Annotated in this window: 14 protein-coding genes and 1 riboswitch; all 14 genes read left to right on the top strand. The window is 47.2% G+C overall.

Annotated elements, in window-relative coordinates:
- The first annotated feature begins 362 nt into the window (after positions 1–362).
- Complete coding sequence (gene ftsA, locus OQ477_RS07585; RefSeq protein WP_003154425.1) at positions 363–1,676, top strand: cell division protein FtsA; 1,314 nt, start codon at positions 363–365, stop codon at positions 1,674–1,676.
- A 35-nt stretch (positions 1,677–1,711) separates the two neighbouring features.
- Positions 1,712–2,860 carry a cell division protein FtsZ gene (gene ftsZ, locus OQ477_RS07580; protein ID WP_044801395.1) on the top strand — a complete coding sequence of 383 codons (1,149 nt, stop codon included), beginning with the start codon at positions 1,712–1,714 and terminating at the stop codon, positions 2,858–2,860.
- A gap of 272 nt (positions 2,861–3,132) precedes the next feature.
- Positions 3,133–7,428, top strand: a complete 4,296-nt coding sequence (locus OQ477_RS07575; protein WP_265971988.1) for a S8 family peptidase — start codon at positions 3,133–3,135, stop codon at positions 7,426–7,428.
- 216 nt (positions 7,429–7,644) lie between these two features.
- Positions 7,645–8,574, top strand: coding sequence for a sigma-E processing peptidase SpoIIGA (spoIIGA, locus tag OQ477_RS07570; protein WP_265971987.1), 930 nt, complete (start codon positions 7,645–7,647; stop codon positions 8,572–8,574).
- A gap of 57 nt (positions 8,575–8,631) precedes the next feature.
- Complete coding sequence (gene sigE / locus OQ477_RS07565; protein ID WP_007409714.1) at positions 8,632–9,351, top strand: RNA polymerase sporulation sigma factor SigE; 720 nt, start codon at positions 8,632–8,634, stop codon at positions 9,349–9,351.
- 140 nt (positions 9,352–9,491) lie between these two features.
- Positions 9,492–10,274, top strand: coding sequence for an RNA polymerase sporulation sigma factor SigG (gene sigG, locus OQ477_RS07560; protein ID WP_265971986.1), 783 nt, complete (start codon positions 9,492–9,494; stop codon positions 10,272–10,274).
- A 128-nt stretch (positions 10,275–10,402) separates the two neighbouring features.
- The gene (locus OQ477_RS07555) at positions 10,403–11,200 is read left to right on the top strand and encodes an ABC transporter ATP-binding protein (RefSeq protein WP_007611292.1); all 798 of its coding nucleotides are present in this window, start codon (positions 10,403–10,405) and stop codon (positions 11,198–11,200) included.
- 4 nt (positions 11,201–11,204) lie between these two features.
- Positions 11,205–11,310: riboswitch (TPP riboswitch) on the top strand.
- Positions 11,311–11,385: 75 nt separating this feature from the next.
- Entirely contained in the window at positions 11,386–12,666 is a 1,281-nt protein-coding gene (locus OQ477_RS07550) for an acetylornithine deacetylase (protein ID WP_174737334.1), read from the top strand.
- Positions 12,667–12,726: 60 nt separating this feature from the next.
- The gene (locus OQ477_RS07545; protein WP_003154415.1) at positions 12,727–12,978 is read left to right on the top strand and encodes a YlmC/YmxH family sporulation protein; all 252 of its coding nucleotides are present in this window, start codon (positions 12,727–12,729) and stop codon (positions 12,976–12,978) included.
- 154 nt (positions 12,979–13,132) lie between these two features.
- Positions 13,133–13,969, top strand: a complete 837-nt coding sequence (gene pgeF / locus OQ477_RS07540) for a peptidoglycan editing factor PgeF (protein WP_029325899.1) — start codon at positions 13,133–13,135, stop codon at positions 13,967–13,969.
- Between the two features lie 4 nt (positions 13,970–13,973).
- Entirely contained in the window at positions 13,974–14,666 is a 693-nt protein-coding gene (locus tag OQ477_RS07535) for a YggS family pyridoxal phosphate-dependent enzyme (RefSeq protein WP_014417725.1), read from the top strand.
- A complete protein-coding gene (gene sepF, locus OQ477_RS07530) occupies positions 14,663–15,121 on the top strand; it encodes a cell division protein SepF (RefSeq protein WP_003154410.1) in 459 nt (152 codons plus the stop codon). The genes OQ477_RS07535 and sepF overlap by 4 nt, the downstream gene beginning before the upstream one ends.
- Positions 15,122–15,127: 6 nt before the next feature.
- The gene (locus tag OQ477_RS07525; protein WP_003154408.1) at positions 15,128–15,406 is read left to right on the top strand and encodes a YggT family protein; all 279 of its coding nucleotides are present in this window, start codon (positions 15,128–15,130) and stop codon (positions 15,404–15,406) included.
- 61 nt (positions 15,407–15,467) lie between these two features.
- Positions 15,468–16,238, top strand: a complete 771-nt coding sequence (locus OQ477_RS07520) for an RNA-binding protein (protein ID WP_007409722.1) — start codon at positions 15,468–15,470, stop codon at positions 16,236–16,238.
- Positions 16,239–16,271: the final 33 nt, after the last annotated feature.

Raw genomic sequence — 16,271 nt, 5'->3', positions numbered from 1 at the left:
TCCTCCTGTTTCTTCTTTTTTCGGATGTTTCTGGCAATATCTATAGCTTTTCTGGAGGTTCATCTTAGTGTAGACTAAGGGAAAGCGGGTATATTTGCATCTGGATTGCACAGTATGACACCGTGACAAGAAATCTTACGGTAAGGTGGGCCGTCTCTAAAAAAAATAAAAAAAATGCGATATAAAAGAGGATATACATAGAATATAACGAATAGTTTCATTAAACATAAATTGTGAGAAATCAGATAAGAATTTGTTGATGCTGTTGTTTTTGTTACACACTTGTAAAGCCACATTCATTGTATTGTTGTTCCGCAAATAATAGAATAGAATTTGATCGAAATGTGAGGAGGTGCCATAGAATGAACAACAATGAACTTTACGTCAGTCTTGACATCGGTACGTCCAATACAAAAGTGATCGTCGGAGAAATGACAGATGATTCCCTTAACATTATCGGAGTGGGAAATGTACCGTCTGAAGGGTTGAAAAAAGGCTCAATCGTTGATATAGATGAAACCGTTCATTCTATAAGAAAAGCGTTTGACCAAGCTGAAAGAATGGTAGGTTTTCCGCTGAAAAAAGCCATTGTCGGCGTTAATGGAAATTATATTCATATTCAAGATACGAACGGCGTTGTCGCTGTTTCCAGTGAAAACAAAGAAATTCACGTTGAAGACGTCCGCAGGGTAATGGAAGCGGCACAGGTCGTGTCAGTTCCGCATGAGCAGCTGATCGTAGACGTCGTTCCGAAACAGTTTATCGTTGACGGAAGAGACGAAATTACCGATCCGAAAAAAATGCTCGGCGTGCGCTTGGAAGTAGAGGGCACGCTGATTACCGGCTCCAAAACGATCTTACATAATTTACTTCGCTGTGTGGAGAGAGCGGGCGTTGAAATTACTGATATCTGCCTGCAGCCGCTTGCGGCCGGTTCGGCGGCTTTGTCAAAAGACGAAAAAAACCTCGGAGTCGCCATGATTGATATCGGCGGCGGCTCGACGACGGTGGCGGTATTTGAACAGGGGCACCTGAAGGAGACAGCCGTCATTCCGCTCGGAGGCGAAAACATCACGAAAGATGTATCGATCGGATTGCGCACTTCCACCGAAGAGGCTGAAAGAGTAAAAAAACAATTCGGACATGCATTCTACGATGAGGCTTCAGAAGATGAAGTATTTGAAGTCACCGTCATAGGAACGAATCAAAAGCAATCTTTTACACAGCAGGAAATTGCCAATATTATTGAAGCAAGAGTGGAAGAGATTCTTGAGATTGCCGCAGCCGAAATTGAGCATATGGGAATTACAGATCTGCCCGGCGGCTTTGTGCTGACCGGCGGACAGGCCGCAATGCCCGGAGTGCTTTCATTGGCACAGGAAGTGCTGAGGCACAATGTAAGGGTCGCAAGCCCGAATTATATCGGTGTAAGAGACCCTCAGTATATGACGGGTGTCGGCTTGATACAATTTGCCTGCCGAAATGCCAGAATTCAGGGAAGAAAAATAGGCTTTCATATGCCGGAAGAAGCCGTGCAGGAAATCGCGGTCTCTCACGAAGAAGAACATCATCAGCGGCCAGAGGCGCAGCAGCGTCCAAAAGCAAAACAAAAAACACAAGCCGAACACAACAAACCGAGCAAAATGAAAAAACTATTAAGCATGTTTTGGGAATAGATTGATAGTCATTCGGCAGATTAGGAGGATTTAGCATGTTGGATTTCGAAACAAACATAGACGGCTTAGCATCAATTAAAGTAATCGGAGTAGGAGGCGGCGGTAATAACGCGGTCAACCGAATGATTGAAAATGAAGTGCAGGGTGTAGAGTACATTGCGGTGAACACGGACGCGCAAGCTCTTAACCTGTCAAAAGCGGAAGTGAAAATGCAGATCGGGGAAAAGCTGACCCGCGGTCTCGGAGCGGGAGCGAATCCGGAAGTCGGCAAAAAAGCCGCTGAAGAAAGTAAGGAACAAATCGAAGAAGCGCTGAAAGGCGCTGACATGGTGTTCGTTACAGCCGGAATGGGAGGCGGTACCGGAACGGGAGCCGCACCGGTTATCGCGCAAATCGCAAAGGACTTAGGCGCTTTGACTGTCGGTGTCGTAACAAGACCGTTTACATTTGAAGGAAGAAAACGCCAGCTGCAGGCTGCAGGCGGTATCACGGCAATGAAAGAAGCCGTTGACACACTGATCGTTATTCCGAATGACCGCATTCTTGAAATTGTCGATAAAAACACACCGATGCTTGAAGCATTCCGTGAAGCTGATAACGTGCTTCGCCAAGGGGTGCAAGGTATCTCTGACCTCATCGCGACGCCTGGTTTAATCAACTTGGACTTTGCCGATGTCAAAACCATCATGTCCAACAAAGGTTCAGCATTGATGGGTATCGGGATCGCTACGGGCGAAAGCCGTGCTGCTGAAGCCGCCAAAAAGGCGATCTCCAGTCCGTTACTGGAAGCGGCAATCGACGGAGCGCAAGGTGTTTTGATGAACATTACGGGAGGTACAAACCTGAGCCTCTACGAAGTGCAGGAAGCAGCCGACATCGTCGCTTCTGCATCTGACCCTGATGTCAACATGATTTTCGGTTCAGTTATCAATGAAAATCTGAAAGATGAAATCGTCGTCACCGTTATTGCGACCGGTTTTATCGAACAGGAAAAAGATGACTCAAAACCGCAGCGTCCGACTTTAAACCAAGGATTGAAATCTCAAGGCCAAAACGCTGCGAAACGTGAGCCGAAACGAGAAGAAACACAGCATCAAAACACGGTGAACCGCCATACATCACAGCCGGCGGATGATGCCCTCGACATTCCTACATTTTTAAGAAACCGCAACAAACGCGGCTGATGTAAAAAAGGACAAGACCACATGGTTTTGTCCTTTTTCTTTTGTGCACAGTCTTCCTTCCTATCCCCGTAATCTATACAGTGAAAAAAGCAACTTTATACCTATGACGAATTGATTGTTTTTTAGTTTCATACGGTTTTCTACAGAATGTGACAATATCTGGATGGAAGATTGTCTACATTTAACGTACAGCATCGAAAATGACAAACGATTCCAATTATGAAGGAGGGATACACATTTTATAGGGCGTTACCAAATAAGGGGGGATACGATTGAAGAAAAAAACGAGAAACAGATGGACAGGCTCCGTTTTAAGCGCGATTGTCGTCAGTTCACTGCTGTTTCCGGGTGCAGCCGGAGCGAACAGCACACCGGGAGCAGTTTCTTTCACCAAAGATCTTTCTTCCTCTAAGAGCATTCAGCATAAGATTTCCGATTCAGTCAAGAAGCGTTTTGAAAAAAATGATAAAGTCACGTTTCTTATCAAATTTAAAGAAAAAGCCAATACGAAAAAAGCGGTCAAAGAAGCAGAAAAAAACGCCAAGTCTCAATCGCTTTCCGCAGCAAAAACCGAATATCAAAAGCGGTCAGCCGTCGTTTCTTCTTTAAAACTGGCGGCTCATGAAGCGCAGCAGAATCTGAAAACATATTTGGAAAAACAAAAAAAGAAAGGCAAGGCTGATCACATCCATTCCTATTATATTGTCAACGGAATGGCAGTCACTGCTTCGAAAGAGGTAATGGAAAAAGCCGCCTCATTTCCTGAAGTAGAAAAAGTTCTTCCGAATGAAAAACGTCAGCTTACTCAACGACAATCAAAAGCTCCTTTTCAAATGAAGAAAAAACAAAAAGAGATCAAAGCAAAGGAAGGCATCGAATGGAATATCAGCCAAATTGATGCGCCGCAGGCCTGGGCCTCAGGATACGACGGAACCGGCACGGTTGTCGCCTCCATTGATACGGGAGTTCAGTGGGATCATCCGGCGCTTAAGGAAAAATACCGGGGTTACGATCCTGAAAATCCCGCAGCGCCGATTCATGAAATGAACTGGTATGATGCCGTGTCCCATAAAGACGCTCCCTACGATGATCTTGAACACGGCACTCATGTAACAGGGACCATGACGGGTTCAGAACCTGACGGCTCAAATCAAATCGGTGTGGCTCCGGGGGCGAAATGGATCGCAGTAAAAGCATTTTCAGATGACGGAGGAACCGATGCCGATATTTTGGATGCCGGTGAATGGGTGCTCGCGCCTAAAGATAAAAACGGCACGCCGCATCCCGAGATGGCGCCGGATGTTGTTAATAATTCCTGGGCAGGCGGTTCGGGAATGGACGAGTGGTACCGCGATATGGTGAATGCGTGGAGAGCGGCAGGGATTTTTCCGGAATTCTCTGCGGGAAATGAAGACTTATTTACACCGGGAGGACCGGGTTCAATCGCAAATCCGGCCAATTATCCTGAAGCATTTGCGACAGGTGCGACTGACATCGACAAGAAACTCGCTGATTTCTCACTTCAAGGCCCCTCACCGTATCATGAAACAAAACCGGACATTTCGGCTCCGGGAGTGAATATCCGTTCTTCGATTCCTGGAGGAACATACGAAGGCGGCTGGGACGGAACTTCAATGGCCGGGCCGCATGTGGCAGCGACGGCGGCTTTGTTAAGGCAGGCGAACGCCTCTATTACGGTCGATGAAATGGAAGACGTTTTGACGCGCACCGCGGAAAAGCTGACAGATTCCGTTTTTCCGGAATCACCGAATAACGGTTACGGCCACGGTCTCGTTAACGCTTTTGATGCCGTTTCTGCCGTAACGGACGGAATCGGGAGCGTAGAAGGCAAGGTCTCTTCTGCGGGCGAAGATCACAATCCGCCCAGCTTTCATCATGAACCGGTCTCAGCGGCTTACAAAGGGGCAAACCTTCCGTTGACGGTTACAGCAGAAGACGATGTAAGCGTAACTGAAGTCATCCTTTCCTATCAGTTTGATGAAGGAGAGTGGAAAACGACAGCCGCCGTTCAAAAAAGCGGTGATGAAAAAAAGGGAACATACCAGGCGGAAATTCCGGATGTAACGGGAAGCAAGATAAGTTATAAATGGACCATAAAAGATTTCGGAGGTCACTCTGTAGAATCTGATACGTACCGGGCTGACGTGAAACCGAGCATTACAGCGGGATACAAAGAGGATTTTGAATCACAGCCGGCGGGCTGGTCCAGTTACGGGACACATGACCAATGGGAATGGGGGAATCCGAGTTCAGGGCCCGGCGCCGCATTTTCCGGAGATAAAGTGTATGCGACGAATCTGTCCGGCCCTTATGCAGATTCAGCCACCATGAATTTGGTGATGCCTCCGATTCAAGTTCCGGATACAGGACGGCTGTTTTTGCAATTTAAAAGCTGGCACAAGCTCGAAGAATTTTTTGATTACGGGTATGTGTTCGTTCTTCCGGAAGGAAAATCAAATTGGGAGCAGGCGGCCGTTTACAATGGTGACTCCGCAGGATGGAACGATGAAGAGGCAGATTTATCTGCGTATAAAGGCCAAAACATAAAGCTCATGTTTAATATGCAGTCAGACGAAGTACTGAATGAAGACGGATGGTATATCGATGATGTCCGGCTTTCAAGCAGCTCTCTCGGCAAGGCGGCTAAAAAAAGCAAACATAATAGACAAACACCTCCCGGCCACCTGAAGAAAAAAGCCGTCAGTCCGAAACAGGCCAAACCGGCAGTGAAATCACCCGGAAAAAGAGTAAAACGTGAAACAAACCTCCTGCCTCTCAGAGCGCAAATCAGTGTCACCGAGACGGGGAAATCCGTGTATTCCGACCCTGCAAGCGGAAGCTACAGCCTGTCGCATAAGGCGGGAAGCTATACGCTGAAAGCAGAGGCTTACGGATTTAAGTCCGCTTCGAAACAAGTTTCTATTCAATCAGACAAAACCGCACAGGCAGACTTTACACTGGAGCAAATGCCGTCCGGCACGCTAAAAGGAACCATCACCAATCAGTCAACAGGCAAACCGGTAAAAGGGGCTGCGCTTTATGTGGCCGAGGATGCCGCAATTGAACCGGCGGTGACAAACGATAAAGGGGAATATTCGCTTAAGGCGTACGAAGGCTCCTACACAATCAAAGTAGCGGCAAAAGGCTATTACAATAGCGAATTTTCTGTTGACATCAAAGGGAATGCTGAAAAAAACGTCAAGCTTAAGCCGTATATCGGTTATGAAGGGGAAATTGCCTATGATAACGGGACAGAAGAAGCCGCGCTGTCATATTTTAAAGCCGGCAGCAAATCTGCCGTTAAGATGACGCTTAAAGACGGAAAAGAACACGGTATGCTGACGGGAGGCCTTTTTAAATTTTGGGGCGCAGACTGGCCTGATCCGGGAGGTACCGAATTTCAAGCAGAAGTATATGATGCATCCGGCCCTGACGGCGCTCCGGGCAGCAAAATTGCCGGCCCGTTCCAAGCTGAAGCGCTTCGAAACGGAGAATGGACCAAAGTGGATCTCAGCTCAAAAGGAATCGCGGTCGGAAAGGATTTTTATCTTGTGTTCCGCCAGACGAAACCCGATCCTTATACACCTGCCCTGTCATCTGATGACGGCAGTCCGTACTCGAACAGAAACTGGCAATACCTCGACGGCCGCTGGTCTAAAACCGATAAATCAGACGGAAACTTTATGATCAGGGCTTTGGTCGACTACGAAGCTTCTGTGCCTGACATAACGTCGCCTGAAGACCGGTCATTTACAAACAAGAAGTCAATCACGGTGAAAGGAACGGCTTCACCAAAAACCGCTGTCCGTCTTACCAATAACGGTAAAACCGCCGCAGAAACGAAAGCAGATGCAGACGGCAATTTCCAGGCCGGCGTCACACTCACTAAAGATGCCAATCGGCTGACGGCAGCATCTGTGACAGACAGCGGGTCAACCGATGAGTCACGCCCTGTCACGGTCATACTGGATGAGGATAAGCCGGATGTGACGATTGACAGTCCGGCAAACGGTGATAAAACAAATAAAGAAACAGTGACCGTAAAAGGAAAAGTGCACGACGCCCATTTAAAATGGGTAAAGGTGAACGGAAAAAAAGCTGAAGTAAATAACGGTTCTTATCAAGCGAGAACCCTCCTGGAAAACGGCAGCAATGAGATCAAGGTCACGGCCTCAGATGAAGCGGGTAACAAAACAACGAAAAAGATGGTGATCGATGTCAATTACAATGCTCCCATCATTTCCGGATTGGTTCCCGGAGCGGATAAGGGATTAAAAGCCGGAGAATCAGTGAAAATCGCTTTTTCAAGCGGAAAGAAATTAGACGCTTCCTTCGTTATCCGTCTGCCTCTGACAAACGCCCGGGCAGGGACTCAAAACGCAACAGAGCTTCCGCTGAGAGAAATTTCTCCGGGACGATATGAGAGTTACTGGACGGCGACTTCTTCCATCAAAGCAAGCGGAGCAAAAATTGACGTTATCGCTAGAGATGACTACGGAAATGAAACGAGACAGACGGCTAAAGGAAAACTTTATATCAATGAGTAAAAACAGAGCGCTGCCAGATCACGGCAGCGCTTTTTTAGTTGAAGCGGACAATAGGAAAGCAACCCTTTCGGCCCTCGACAAATAAAACGGTTATCCCTTAAAAATTGTACTTTACCCTCAACATTAATTGACAGACTTTCCCACAGAGCTTGCTTTATACTTATGAAACAAGAGAGAGAAACAGATAAGTAAGACAAAAGAGGAAAGGGGTCAGATGTGAAAATCTATCTGGATGTCATTTGGCTGTTGAACTTTTGTTTTGATTCTCTTTTGCTTTTATTGACCGCCTTTATTTTAAAACGCCAGGTGAAAAAAAGAAGAGTGGCCGCCGGCGGTTTTATCGGGTCAGCCATTGTGCTTCTGATGTTTACGCCTGTTTCTCCCTTTGTGGAGCATCCGGCGGGAAAAATGGCGTTTTCAGTAGTCATCGTGCTTGCGGCTTTTGGCTTTAAACGGTTCCGATACTTTTTTCAAAATTTGTTCGCCTTTTATTTCGCGACTTTTCTCGTCGGCGGAGGAATGATCGGCGTACATTCCCTGCTGCAGACAGAATCAATTGTGCAGCAAGGCGTAATGGTCACAAGCCAGACCGGATTCGGCGACCCGATCAGCTGGATGTTTGTAGTTATCGGATTTCCGGCCATATGGTTTTTTTCGAAAAAGAGAATTGAAGACATCGAGACGAAGTCCATTCAGTACGATGAACTTGTCATGGTGCAGGCGGAATTCAGCGGACAGACAATCCGCGCGAAAGGATTGGTGGATTCCGGGAATCAGCTGTATGATCCGCTGACGAAAACGCCGGTCATGATCCTTCACATTGACAGATTCGCTCCGATTCTCAGCGAAAAGGAAACGGACCTCATCAAATCCGCCAGTCCGCTTGAAGTGATAGAGCGGCTTGATGATTCGTTCCGCCATGCGGATAAGCTGAGGCTGATTCCATACAGGGGCGTCGGCCAGGACAATCAATTTTTACTCTGTTTAAAGCCGGATTACGTCACGATTTTAACAAAAGACGAAATGCTCGCTTGTGAAAAATGCCTGATCGGCATCAGCACGAAACCATTATCCGCGGACGGTGAATTTGACGGAATCGTTCATCCGAAGATGCTGACAGGGAAGGCTGTAAAACATGTTTCCTGACGAAAAGTCTGTTATTCATCATACTCAAAACGCGTTGTATTTAGAAGGGGGAGGAAGATGAAAAAACTTAAGCTGCGTCTGACATATTTGTGGTATAAATGGCTGATGAAACTCGGACTGAAAAGCGATGAAGTGTATTACATAGGAGGAAGCGAGGCGCTGCCGCCGCCTTTGTCTAAAGAAGAGGAGCAGGTGCTCTTATTAAAGCTGCCGAGCGGGGATCAGGCGGCGCGGGCCATTCTGATTGAGAGAAACTTACGTCTTGTCGTTTACATTGCCCGCAAATTCGAAAATACCGGCATCAATATCGAGGACTTAATCAGCATCGGCACCATCGGTTTGATCAAAGCGGTAAACACTTTTAATCCGGAAAAGAAAATCAAACTCGCCACCTACGCGTCGCGATGTATCGAAAACGAAATTTTAATGTACTTGCGCCGAAACAACAAAATCCGTTCAGAGGTGTCCTTTGATGAACCGCTGAATATTGATTGGGACGGAAACGAGCTGCTGCTTTCGGATGTGCTCGGCACAGATGATGATATTATTACAAAAGACATTGAAGCCAATGTGGATAAAAAACTTTTGAAAAAAGCGCTTGAGCAATTAAACGAAAGAGAAAAGCAGATTATGGAACTGCGTTTCGGGCTTGTCGGAGAAGAAGAAAAAACACAAAAAGATGTAGCCGACATGATGGGGATTTCACAATCTTATATCTCCCGGCTCGAAAAGCGGATTATCAAAAGACTGAGAAAAGAGTTTAACAAAATGGTGTAAATTTTTTTCCATCTTACAGCCCTTACTGCTGCAAGGATTGCCGCCGCCGGATGTTTATTTCTGTAAAATGACGGTGCATATTTTTCCCACCCGAGGAGATACTTAACGTTGTACAGCAGCTCCTAGTGGGAGGGAAAAACGTGTCAAGAAATAAAGTCGAAATTTGCGGGGTGGACACCTCCAAATTACCGGTGCTCAAGAATGAAGAGATGAGAAAGCTGTTTAGGCAATTACAGGATGAGGGCGATGATTCAGCGAGGGAAAAGCTTGTAAACGGCAATCTGCGCCTTGTCTTAAGCGTCATTCAGAGGTTTAACAACAGAGGAGAGTATGTTGATGACTTATTTCAGGTCGGCTGCATCGGACTAATGAAATCCATTGATAATTTTGACCTAAGCCATAATGTTAAGTTTTCAACATACGCTGTACCGATGATCATCGGAGAAATCCGCAGATATTTGCGGGATAACAATCCGATCCGCGTCTCGAGGTCGCTTCGCGATATCGCATATAAAGCGCTTCAAGTAAGAGAGCGGTTAATCAGTGAGACAAGCAGGGAGCCGACAGCAGAGGAAATCGCCAAAGTTCTTGAAGTGCCCCATGAAGAAATTGTGTTTGCCCTTGACGCCATCCAGGATCCGGTTTCACTGTTTGAGCCGATTTATAATGACGGCGGCGATCCGATTTACGTGATGGACCAGATCAGCGATGAGCGCAACAAGGATACACAATGGATTGAGGAGCTGGCTCTGAAAGAAGGCATGAGAAGACTGAGCGAACGGGAAAAAATGATTTTGCGAAAGCGCTTTTTCCAAGGGAAAACCCAAATGGAAGTCGCTGAAGAAATCGGCATATCCCAAGCTCAGGTCTCAAGGCTTGAAAAGGCAGCCATTAAACAAATGAATAAGAATATCCATCAATAACGAAAAAAGCCTTTAAACCTTGTTTAAAGGCTTTTTTCATGCGATGGTTTACGTTTGCAAAAAAGTAATGTATTCTAATGTGTAAAAGTTTTTAGAAAATTTAAACAAAGCAAACGGGGGAAACGGCAATGATTTTACAGCTGGACAGTGTGTCATTAAAAAGAAACGGGAAATGGATTTTGAAAGATATTAACTGGCGCGTCGAGAAAAACGAAAATTGGGTGCTGTACGGATTAAACGGAGCCGGAAAAACGGCTTTGCTGAATATGTTATGCTCTTATTATTTCCCCACTTCAGGAGAGATGCAGGTGCTCGGCCATCAATTCGGCAAAACAGAGCTCGGTGACAGGCTCAGAAGGAAAATCGGTCTTGTTTCGGCAGGTCTTCAGCACAAATTATATGCCGCGGACTCCGCTTTTGAAATCGCCCTCAGCGGCGCGTACGCCTCAATCGGGCTGTACGAAACTCCGAGTGAGCAGGTAAGGGAAAAAGCGATCGGTCTTCTGAAGGATTTGGGCGCCATCGGTTACGCCGACAGACGGTATGAAACATTATCACAAGGGGAAAGACAAAGAGCGCTGATTGCGCGGGCGCTTATGGCTGATCCGGAACTGCTGATTTTGGACGAACCCGTGACGGGTCTTGATTTTATGGCAAGGGAGCAGCTGCTGGACACGATTACGTCGATCGCCGAAAAAGAAAATGCGCCGTCCATCCTTTATGTCACCCATCACGCTGAAGAAATTCTGCCGGTGTTTGATCAGGCGCTGCTTTTAAAACAGGGCGAGGTGTTCGCCTCCGGGAAAATCAGGGACATGCTTTCTGACGAGCGGCTTACAGCGTTTTTCGATATGCCTGTCAATGTCTTGTGGAACAATGGCCGTCCGTTTTTAACGCGTGCAAAAGAGGCATCATCCGTAAAATAACATAAATTCACCCTGGGGGTGCTGCCATGCGGCTGAGAGAGACGTTTGTCTCAACCCTTAACGGACCTGATCCGGATCATGCCGGCGGAGGGAAGCGGTGAAAAAAGCGGAGGAAGATCCGTTTTTTACCCGTTTCATTTCATGAATGAACGGGTTTTTTGATACAGCCAAAGGGGAGATTTCCAATGCATCAGATTGATATGCTGTTACACCAGGCGGAGAAACGGCGGCACGACTTCATACATATTGCTGAAAGACTGATAGCCTTTCCCACTCCGGCTCCGCCAGCAAGAAATACGGCAGAAGCCCAAAAGTGGGTGGCCGGCTTTTTAAAAGAAACGGGCTGCTCGGTCGATATGTGGGATGTGTATCCGGAAGACCCGAATGTAGTCGGTGTTTTAAAAGGGACAGATTCAAGCAGGCATCAAAGCCTGATTTTAAACGGACACATTGATGTGGCAGAAGCCGGGGGCGAAGACTGGCACTCTGACCCGTTTCAGCCGCTCGTAAAAGACGGCATGCTGATCGGAAGGGGCGCCGCTGATATGAAAGGGGGGTTGGCGTGTGTTCTTTTCTCTCTGAAGCTGATTCATGATGCCGGCATTAAGCTTCCGGGCGACCTCATTGTACAGTCTGTAATCGGAGAAGAAGTCGGTGAGGCGGGGACGCTGGAATGCTGCAAACGCGGCTATCACGCGGATTTTGCGGTTGTCGCGGATACGAGCAGCCTGCATATTCAAGGGCAGGGCGGAGTCATCACCGGCTGGATAGAATTGAAAAGCAAACAAACATTTCATGACGGCATGAGGCGCAATATGATTCATGCGGGCGGAGGCACATTCGGAGCGAGCGCCATTGAAAAAATGGCGAAAATCATCGCTGCCTTGGGAGAGCTGGAGCGCCACTGGGCGGTAACGAAAAGCTATCCCGGCTTTGCGCCCGGCACCAATACGATCAACCCCGCCGTCATTGAAGGCGGAAGACACGCAGCGTTTGTCGCCGATGAATGCCGTTTATGGATCACCGTCCACTTTTATCCGAACGAAACGCACGAACAAGCAGCCGCAGAAATCGAAGACTATATTAATCGTGTCGCTGACAGTGATCTGTGGCTCAAAGAAAACAGGCCGGTGTTCAAATGGGGCGGATCTTCGATGATTGAAGACAGAGGAGAGGTATTCCCGGCGCTGGAAATCGACCCGGACCATCCGGCAGTTTCTGTCTTGGCTGCATCACACTCAGCCGTCAAAAAACAGGAGCCCGTCATTGATGTTTCCCAAACCGTAACTGACGGAGGGTGGCTTTATCATGCCGGGATTCCGAGCGTCATATACGGTCCCGGCGATTTAAAAAACGCCCACTCCGTAAACGAGGAAGTGTCTGTTGATGAGCTTATGGACTATACGAAAATCATGCTGAGATTTATCCTCGGCTGGTGCAGCCGCAAAAAAGATTGCCCGATGTGACAAGGTTCAGCCCGGCCGTTCATATAATAGGAAAAAGAATGGGCAAAGGGCGTGATACGGATGATCAGCATATCTGAATTTCAAATAAAAGATGTGGTAAACGTGTCGAACGGAAAAAAACTCGGAAGCATCGGTGATATTGATATTAACGTGACAACGGGAAAAATTCAGGCGATTATTTTAGGCGGCAGCGGAAAAGTTCTCGGTTTTTTCGGAAAAGAAGAGGAAATGATCATTCCTTGGCGAAATATAGTTAAAATTGGGGAAGATGTCATCTTAGTGCGTGTAAACGAACCAAAGGGGGGAGCGTAATCCTCCCTTTACTTGTAAAATGCCGGAAATCTCAATGTTTCCGGCACATTTATTTATCTCATTTTTCAATCAGCCGCTAAACGTATGCTCAAAATTGTGTTAAAATGATTGGGAAATTACGCTTTTTTAATGTTTGTCGAAAGGTTGGATCTCCATGAATACATATCACCCGTTTAGTCTTACCACCCCCTCGGCACTCATGATAGAAGACTGGAACTGTGTGAATCAGCTTAACACAAAGGTCATCGCCGGATTCACAACGAAAAACGGCGGGGTCAGCAATCCTCCGTATGAGTCATTAAATACCGGTTTGCACGTCCGGGACGAAGCTCATGATGTTGTGACAAACCGTGAAGTCATAGCGTCCTTATGCGGTACTGATCTGGATTCCTGGGTGTTCGCCGACCAGACACATGAAAACCGCGTCCGGCGCGTGACAGCCGGGGATAAAGGAAAAGGAGCGAGAGACTATTCTTCCGCATTCCGCGGGACGGACGGGCTCTACACGAAAGATGCGAATCTTTTTTTGGCCCTTTGTTTTGCGGACTGTGTGCCCTTGTATTTTTATGACCCGGTAAAATCCATTATCGGTGCTGCCCATGCCGGATGGAAGGGGACGGTCAAACAAATCGGACGCATCATGACGGAACGCTGGGTAAACGAAGAAGGCTCCCGTTTAACAGATATTCAGGCTGTCATCGGTCCGTCCATCAGCGCGGGAAGCTATAAAGTCGACGATCGCGTCATCAATGAAGTGCGGGCGCTGCCTTTTACGGCTGAATCCGCCATATGCGAAACGGAAAAAGGCCAGTATCAGCTTGATTTAAAAGAGGTCAACCGTCTTCTTCTGATACATTGCGGCATTCCGGAAGAAAACATTTCAGTCAGCGGTTTATGCACTGAACGAGAGCGTGAACTATTCTTTTCACACCGCCGCGACAAAGGGAAAACGGGACGCATGATGTCCTTTATCGGAATGAAGGAGGCGTAAGATCTTGCGTGTTGCTGATCAATTACGACATATAAACGAAAGAATAAACGAAGCATGTAACAGATCGGGCCGAAGCCCCGAAGATGTTACCGTCATCGCGGTTACAAAATACGTATCAGCCGAAAGGGCTCAAGAGGCCGTTGATGCCGGTATTACAAGTCTGGGAGAAAACCGGGATGCCGAGCTTATCCATAAGCAGGAAGTCATCAAAGGCAGCCCGGAGTGGCACTTTATCGGCAGTCTTCAGTCCAGAAAGGTGAAGGCCGTCGTTGACCGTGTATCTTATATTCATTCCTTAGACAGACTGTCATTGGCAAAAGAGATTGAAAAACGGGCGCAGCATACGGTTCGCTGTTTTGTGCAGGTGAATACTTCGCTTGAGCCGTCTAAGCACGGTTTGAAAACAGAGGAGGTCATCCCCTTTATCAGAGAGCTTTCTGAGTTTAGAAACATTTCTGTAGAGGGCCTGATGACGATGGCTCCCCTGACAGACGATACAGAAACGATCAGAGCCTGCTTCCGGCAATTGCGTGATCTGAGGGATCAGGTGCAAAAACTGAATCAGACAAACGCACCGTGCCGGGAACTGTCAATGGGCATGTCAAATGATTATGAAATCGCTGTTGAAGAGGGCGCAACTTTTATCAGAATCGGCTCTTCATTAGTCGGAAATGAACCGGGGGGTGTAAACAAATGAGCATGAAAAATAAACTGAAAAACTTTTTCTCAATGGATGAGGAGGAGTACGAGTACGAATACATTGAAACAGAGCAGGATCATCAGGAAGAGCATGAACAGCAGAAAGATAAACAGCCTGCTTACGCTCAGAAGCCGCAGGGCAAGCAGAACGTAGTAAGCTTGCAAAGTGTTCAGAAATCCTCTAAAGTGGTCTTGAGTGAACCGCGTGTATATGCGGAAGCGCAGGAAATCGCCGATCATTTAAAGAACAGGCGGGCGGTTGTCGTCAATCTGCAGCGCATCCAGCATGATCAGGCGAAAAGAATCGTCGACTTTTTAAGCGGTACCGTCTACGCCATCGGCGGCGACATTCAGAGAATCGGTTCAGATATTTTTCTGTGCACGCCTGATAATGTCGACGTTTCCGGCACGATTTCGGAGCTTATAAATGAAGACGAACATCAGAGGTGGTAAAGCAGGATGATTCTTTATCAAATTTTTTCCGTTCTGAGTTATTTAATTTACATCTACTCGTTTGCCCTGATCATCTATATCTTTATGTCATGGGTGCCGAGTACGAGAGAAACGGCGGTCGGACGGTTTCTCGCAGCGATTTGCGAACCGTATTTAGAGCCGTTCAGAAGGATCATTCCGCCCATTGCCATGCTGGATATATCCCCGATTGTAGCGATTATCGTGCTTCGGTTTGCCACGACGGGACTTTGGGGCCTATACCGCATGATCGCAATGTATACTTGAATGCGACAGTTTGATACGGGCTTGGCACCAGCCAAGCCTCTTTACATAGAAAGGAAAGAACATGAGCGATATTTACCAGCACTTCAGACAAGACGAGCGGCCTTTTATTGATCAGGCGCTTGAATGGAAACAGATTGTCCTGGACCAGTATCGGATGAAGCTGACTGATTTCTTAGATCCCAGAGAACAGGTCATTGTAAAGGCCGTTATCGGCGACGCCTGCGGTCTTGCGTTTTTCGGAGGATATGACAGGGCTGAGCGCAAACGCGCGATTTTATACCCTGAATATATGGAACCTGAACAGGATGATTTTGAGCTTCGGGCTTTTGACGTTCAATACGCTGAAAAATTCGTCAGCATTGACCACCGCTCTCTTCTCGGATCATTAATGGGGATCGGCTTAAAGCGGCAGAAATACGGCGATCTGATTTTCTCAGAGGAAGCCGTGCAGCTGATCGTCTCCGGTGAAATCGCCGATTTTGTCAGCACTCAGCTGACCAAGGCGGGCAAAGCGCCGGTAAAGCTTGAGAAAATCGAGCTTTCCGCTCTTCACATTCCCGCTTCAGATGTCGAAATAAGGGATGACACGGTTTCTTCATTGCGTCTGGACGCCGTCTGCGCTTCAATGAGCAGGCAATCCCGTCAGAAAGCGCAGGCGCTTGTGAAAAACGGGCTCGTTAAGGTGAATTGGAAAGCCATTGAAGATCCGTCTTATCAGGTTGCTGAAGGGGACATGCTCTCGATTCGCGGCTTCGGACGATGCAGTTTGGCAAAAGTTGACGGAAAAACGAAAAAAGACAAATGGAAAGTTACATTTGAACGGCAAAAATGAGTCGTTTTTTCAGTTTTTTTCTCCATCTGTGCC

This window comes from Bacillus sp. ChL18, assembly GCF_026241425.1.
GTDB lineage: Bacteria > Bacillota > Bacilli > Bacillales > Bacillaceae > Bacillus > Bacillus velezensis.
The sequence above is the reverse complement of the archived record's forward strand: the minus strand, read 5'-3'. Positions and strand labels throughout refer to the sequence as shown.

Excerpts from the sequence above, each read along its gene's own strand:
- ftsA (WP_003154425.1), top strand. The coding sequence starts at position 363 with ATGAACAACAATGAACTTTACGTCAGTCTTGACATCGGTACGTCCAAT.
- ftsZ (WP_044801395.1), top strand. The coding sequence starts at position 1,712 with ATGTTGGATTTCGAAACAAACATAGACGGCTTAGCATCAATTAAAGTA.
- sigE (WP_007409714.1), top strand. The coding sequence starts at position 8,632 with ATGAAAAAACTTAAGCTGCGTCTGACATATTTGTGGTATAAATGGCTG.
- OQ477_RS07555 (WP_007611292.1), top strand. The coding sequence starts at position 10,403 with ATGATTTTACAGCTGGACAGTGTGTCATTAAAAAGAAACGGGAAATGG.
- OQ477_RS07550 (WP_174737334.1), top strand. The coding sequence starts at position 11,386 with ATGCATCAGATTGATATGCTGTTACACCAGGCGGAGAAACGGCGGCAC.
- OQ477_RS07545 (WP_003154415.1), top strand. The coding sequence starts at position 12,727 with ATGATCAGCATATCTGAATTTCAAATAAAAGATGTGGTAAACGTGTCG.
- pgeF (WP_029325899.1), top strand. The coding sequence starts at position 13,133 with ATGAATACATATCACCCGTTTAGTCTTACCACCCCCTCGGCACTCATG.
- sepF (WP_003154410.1), top strand. The coding sequence starts at position 14,663 with ATGAGCATGAAAAATAAACTGAAAAACTTTTTCTCAATGGATGAGGAG.
- OQ477_RS07525 (WP_003154408.1), top strand. The coding sequence starts at position 15,128 with ATGATTCTTTATCAAATTTTTTCCGTTCTGAGTTATTTAATTTACATC.
- OQ477_RS07520 (WP_007409722.1), top strand. The coding sequence starts at position 15,468 with ATGAGCGATATTTACCAGCACTTCAGACAAGACGAGCGGCCTTTTATT.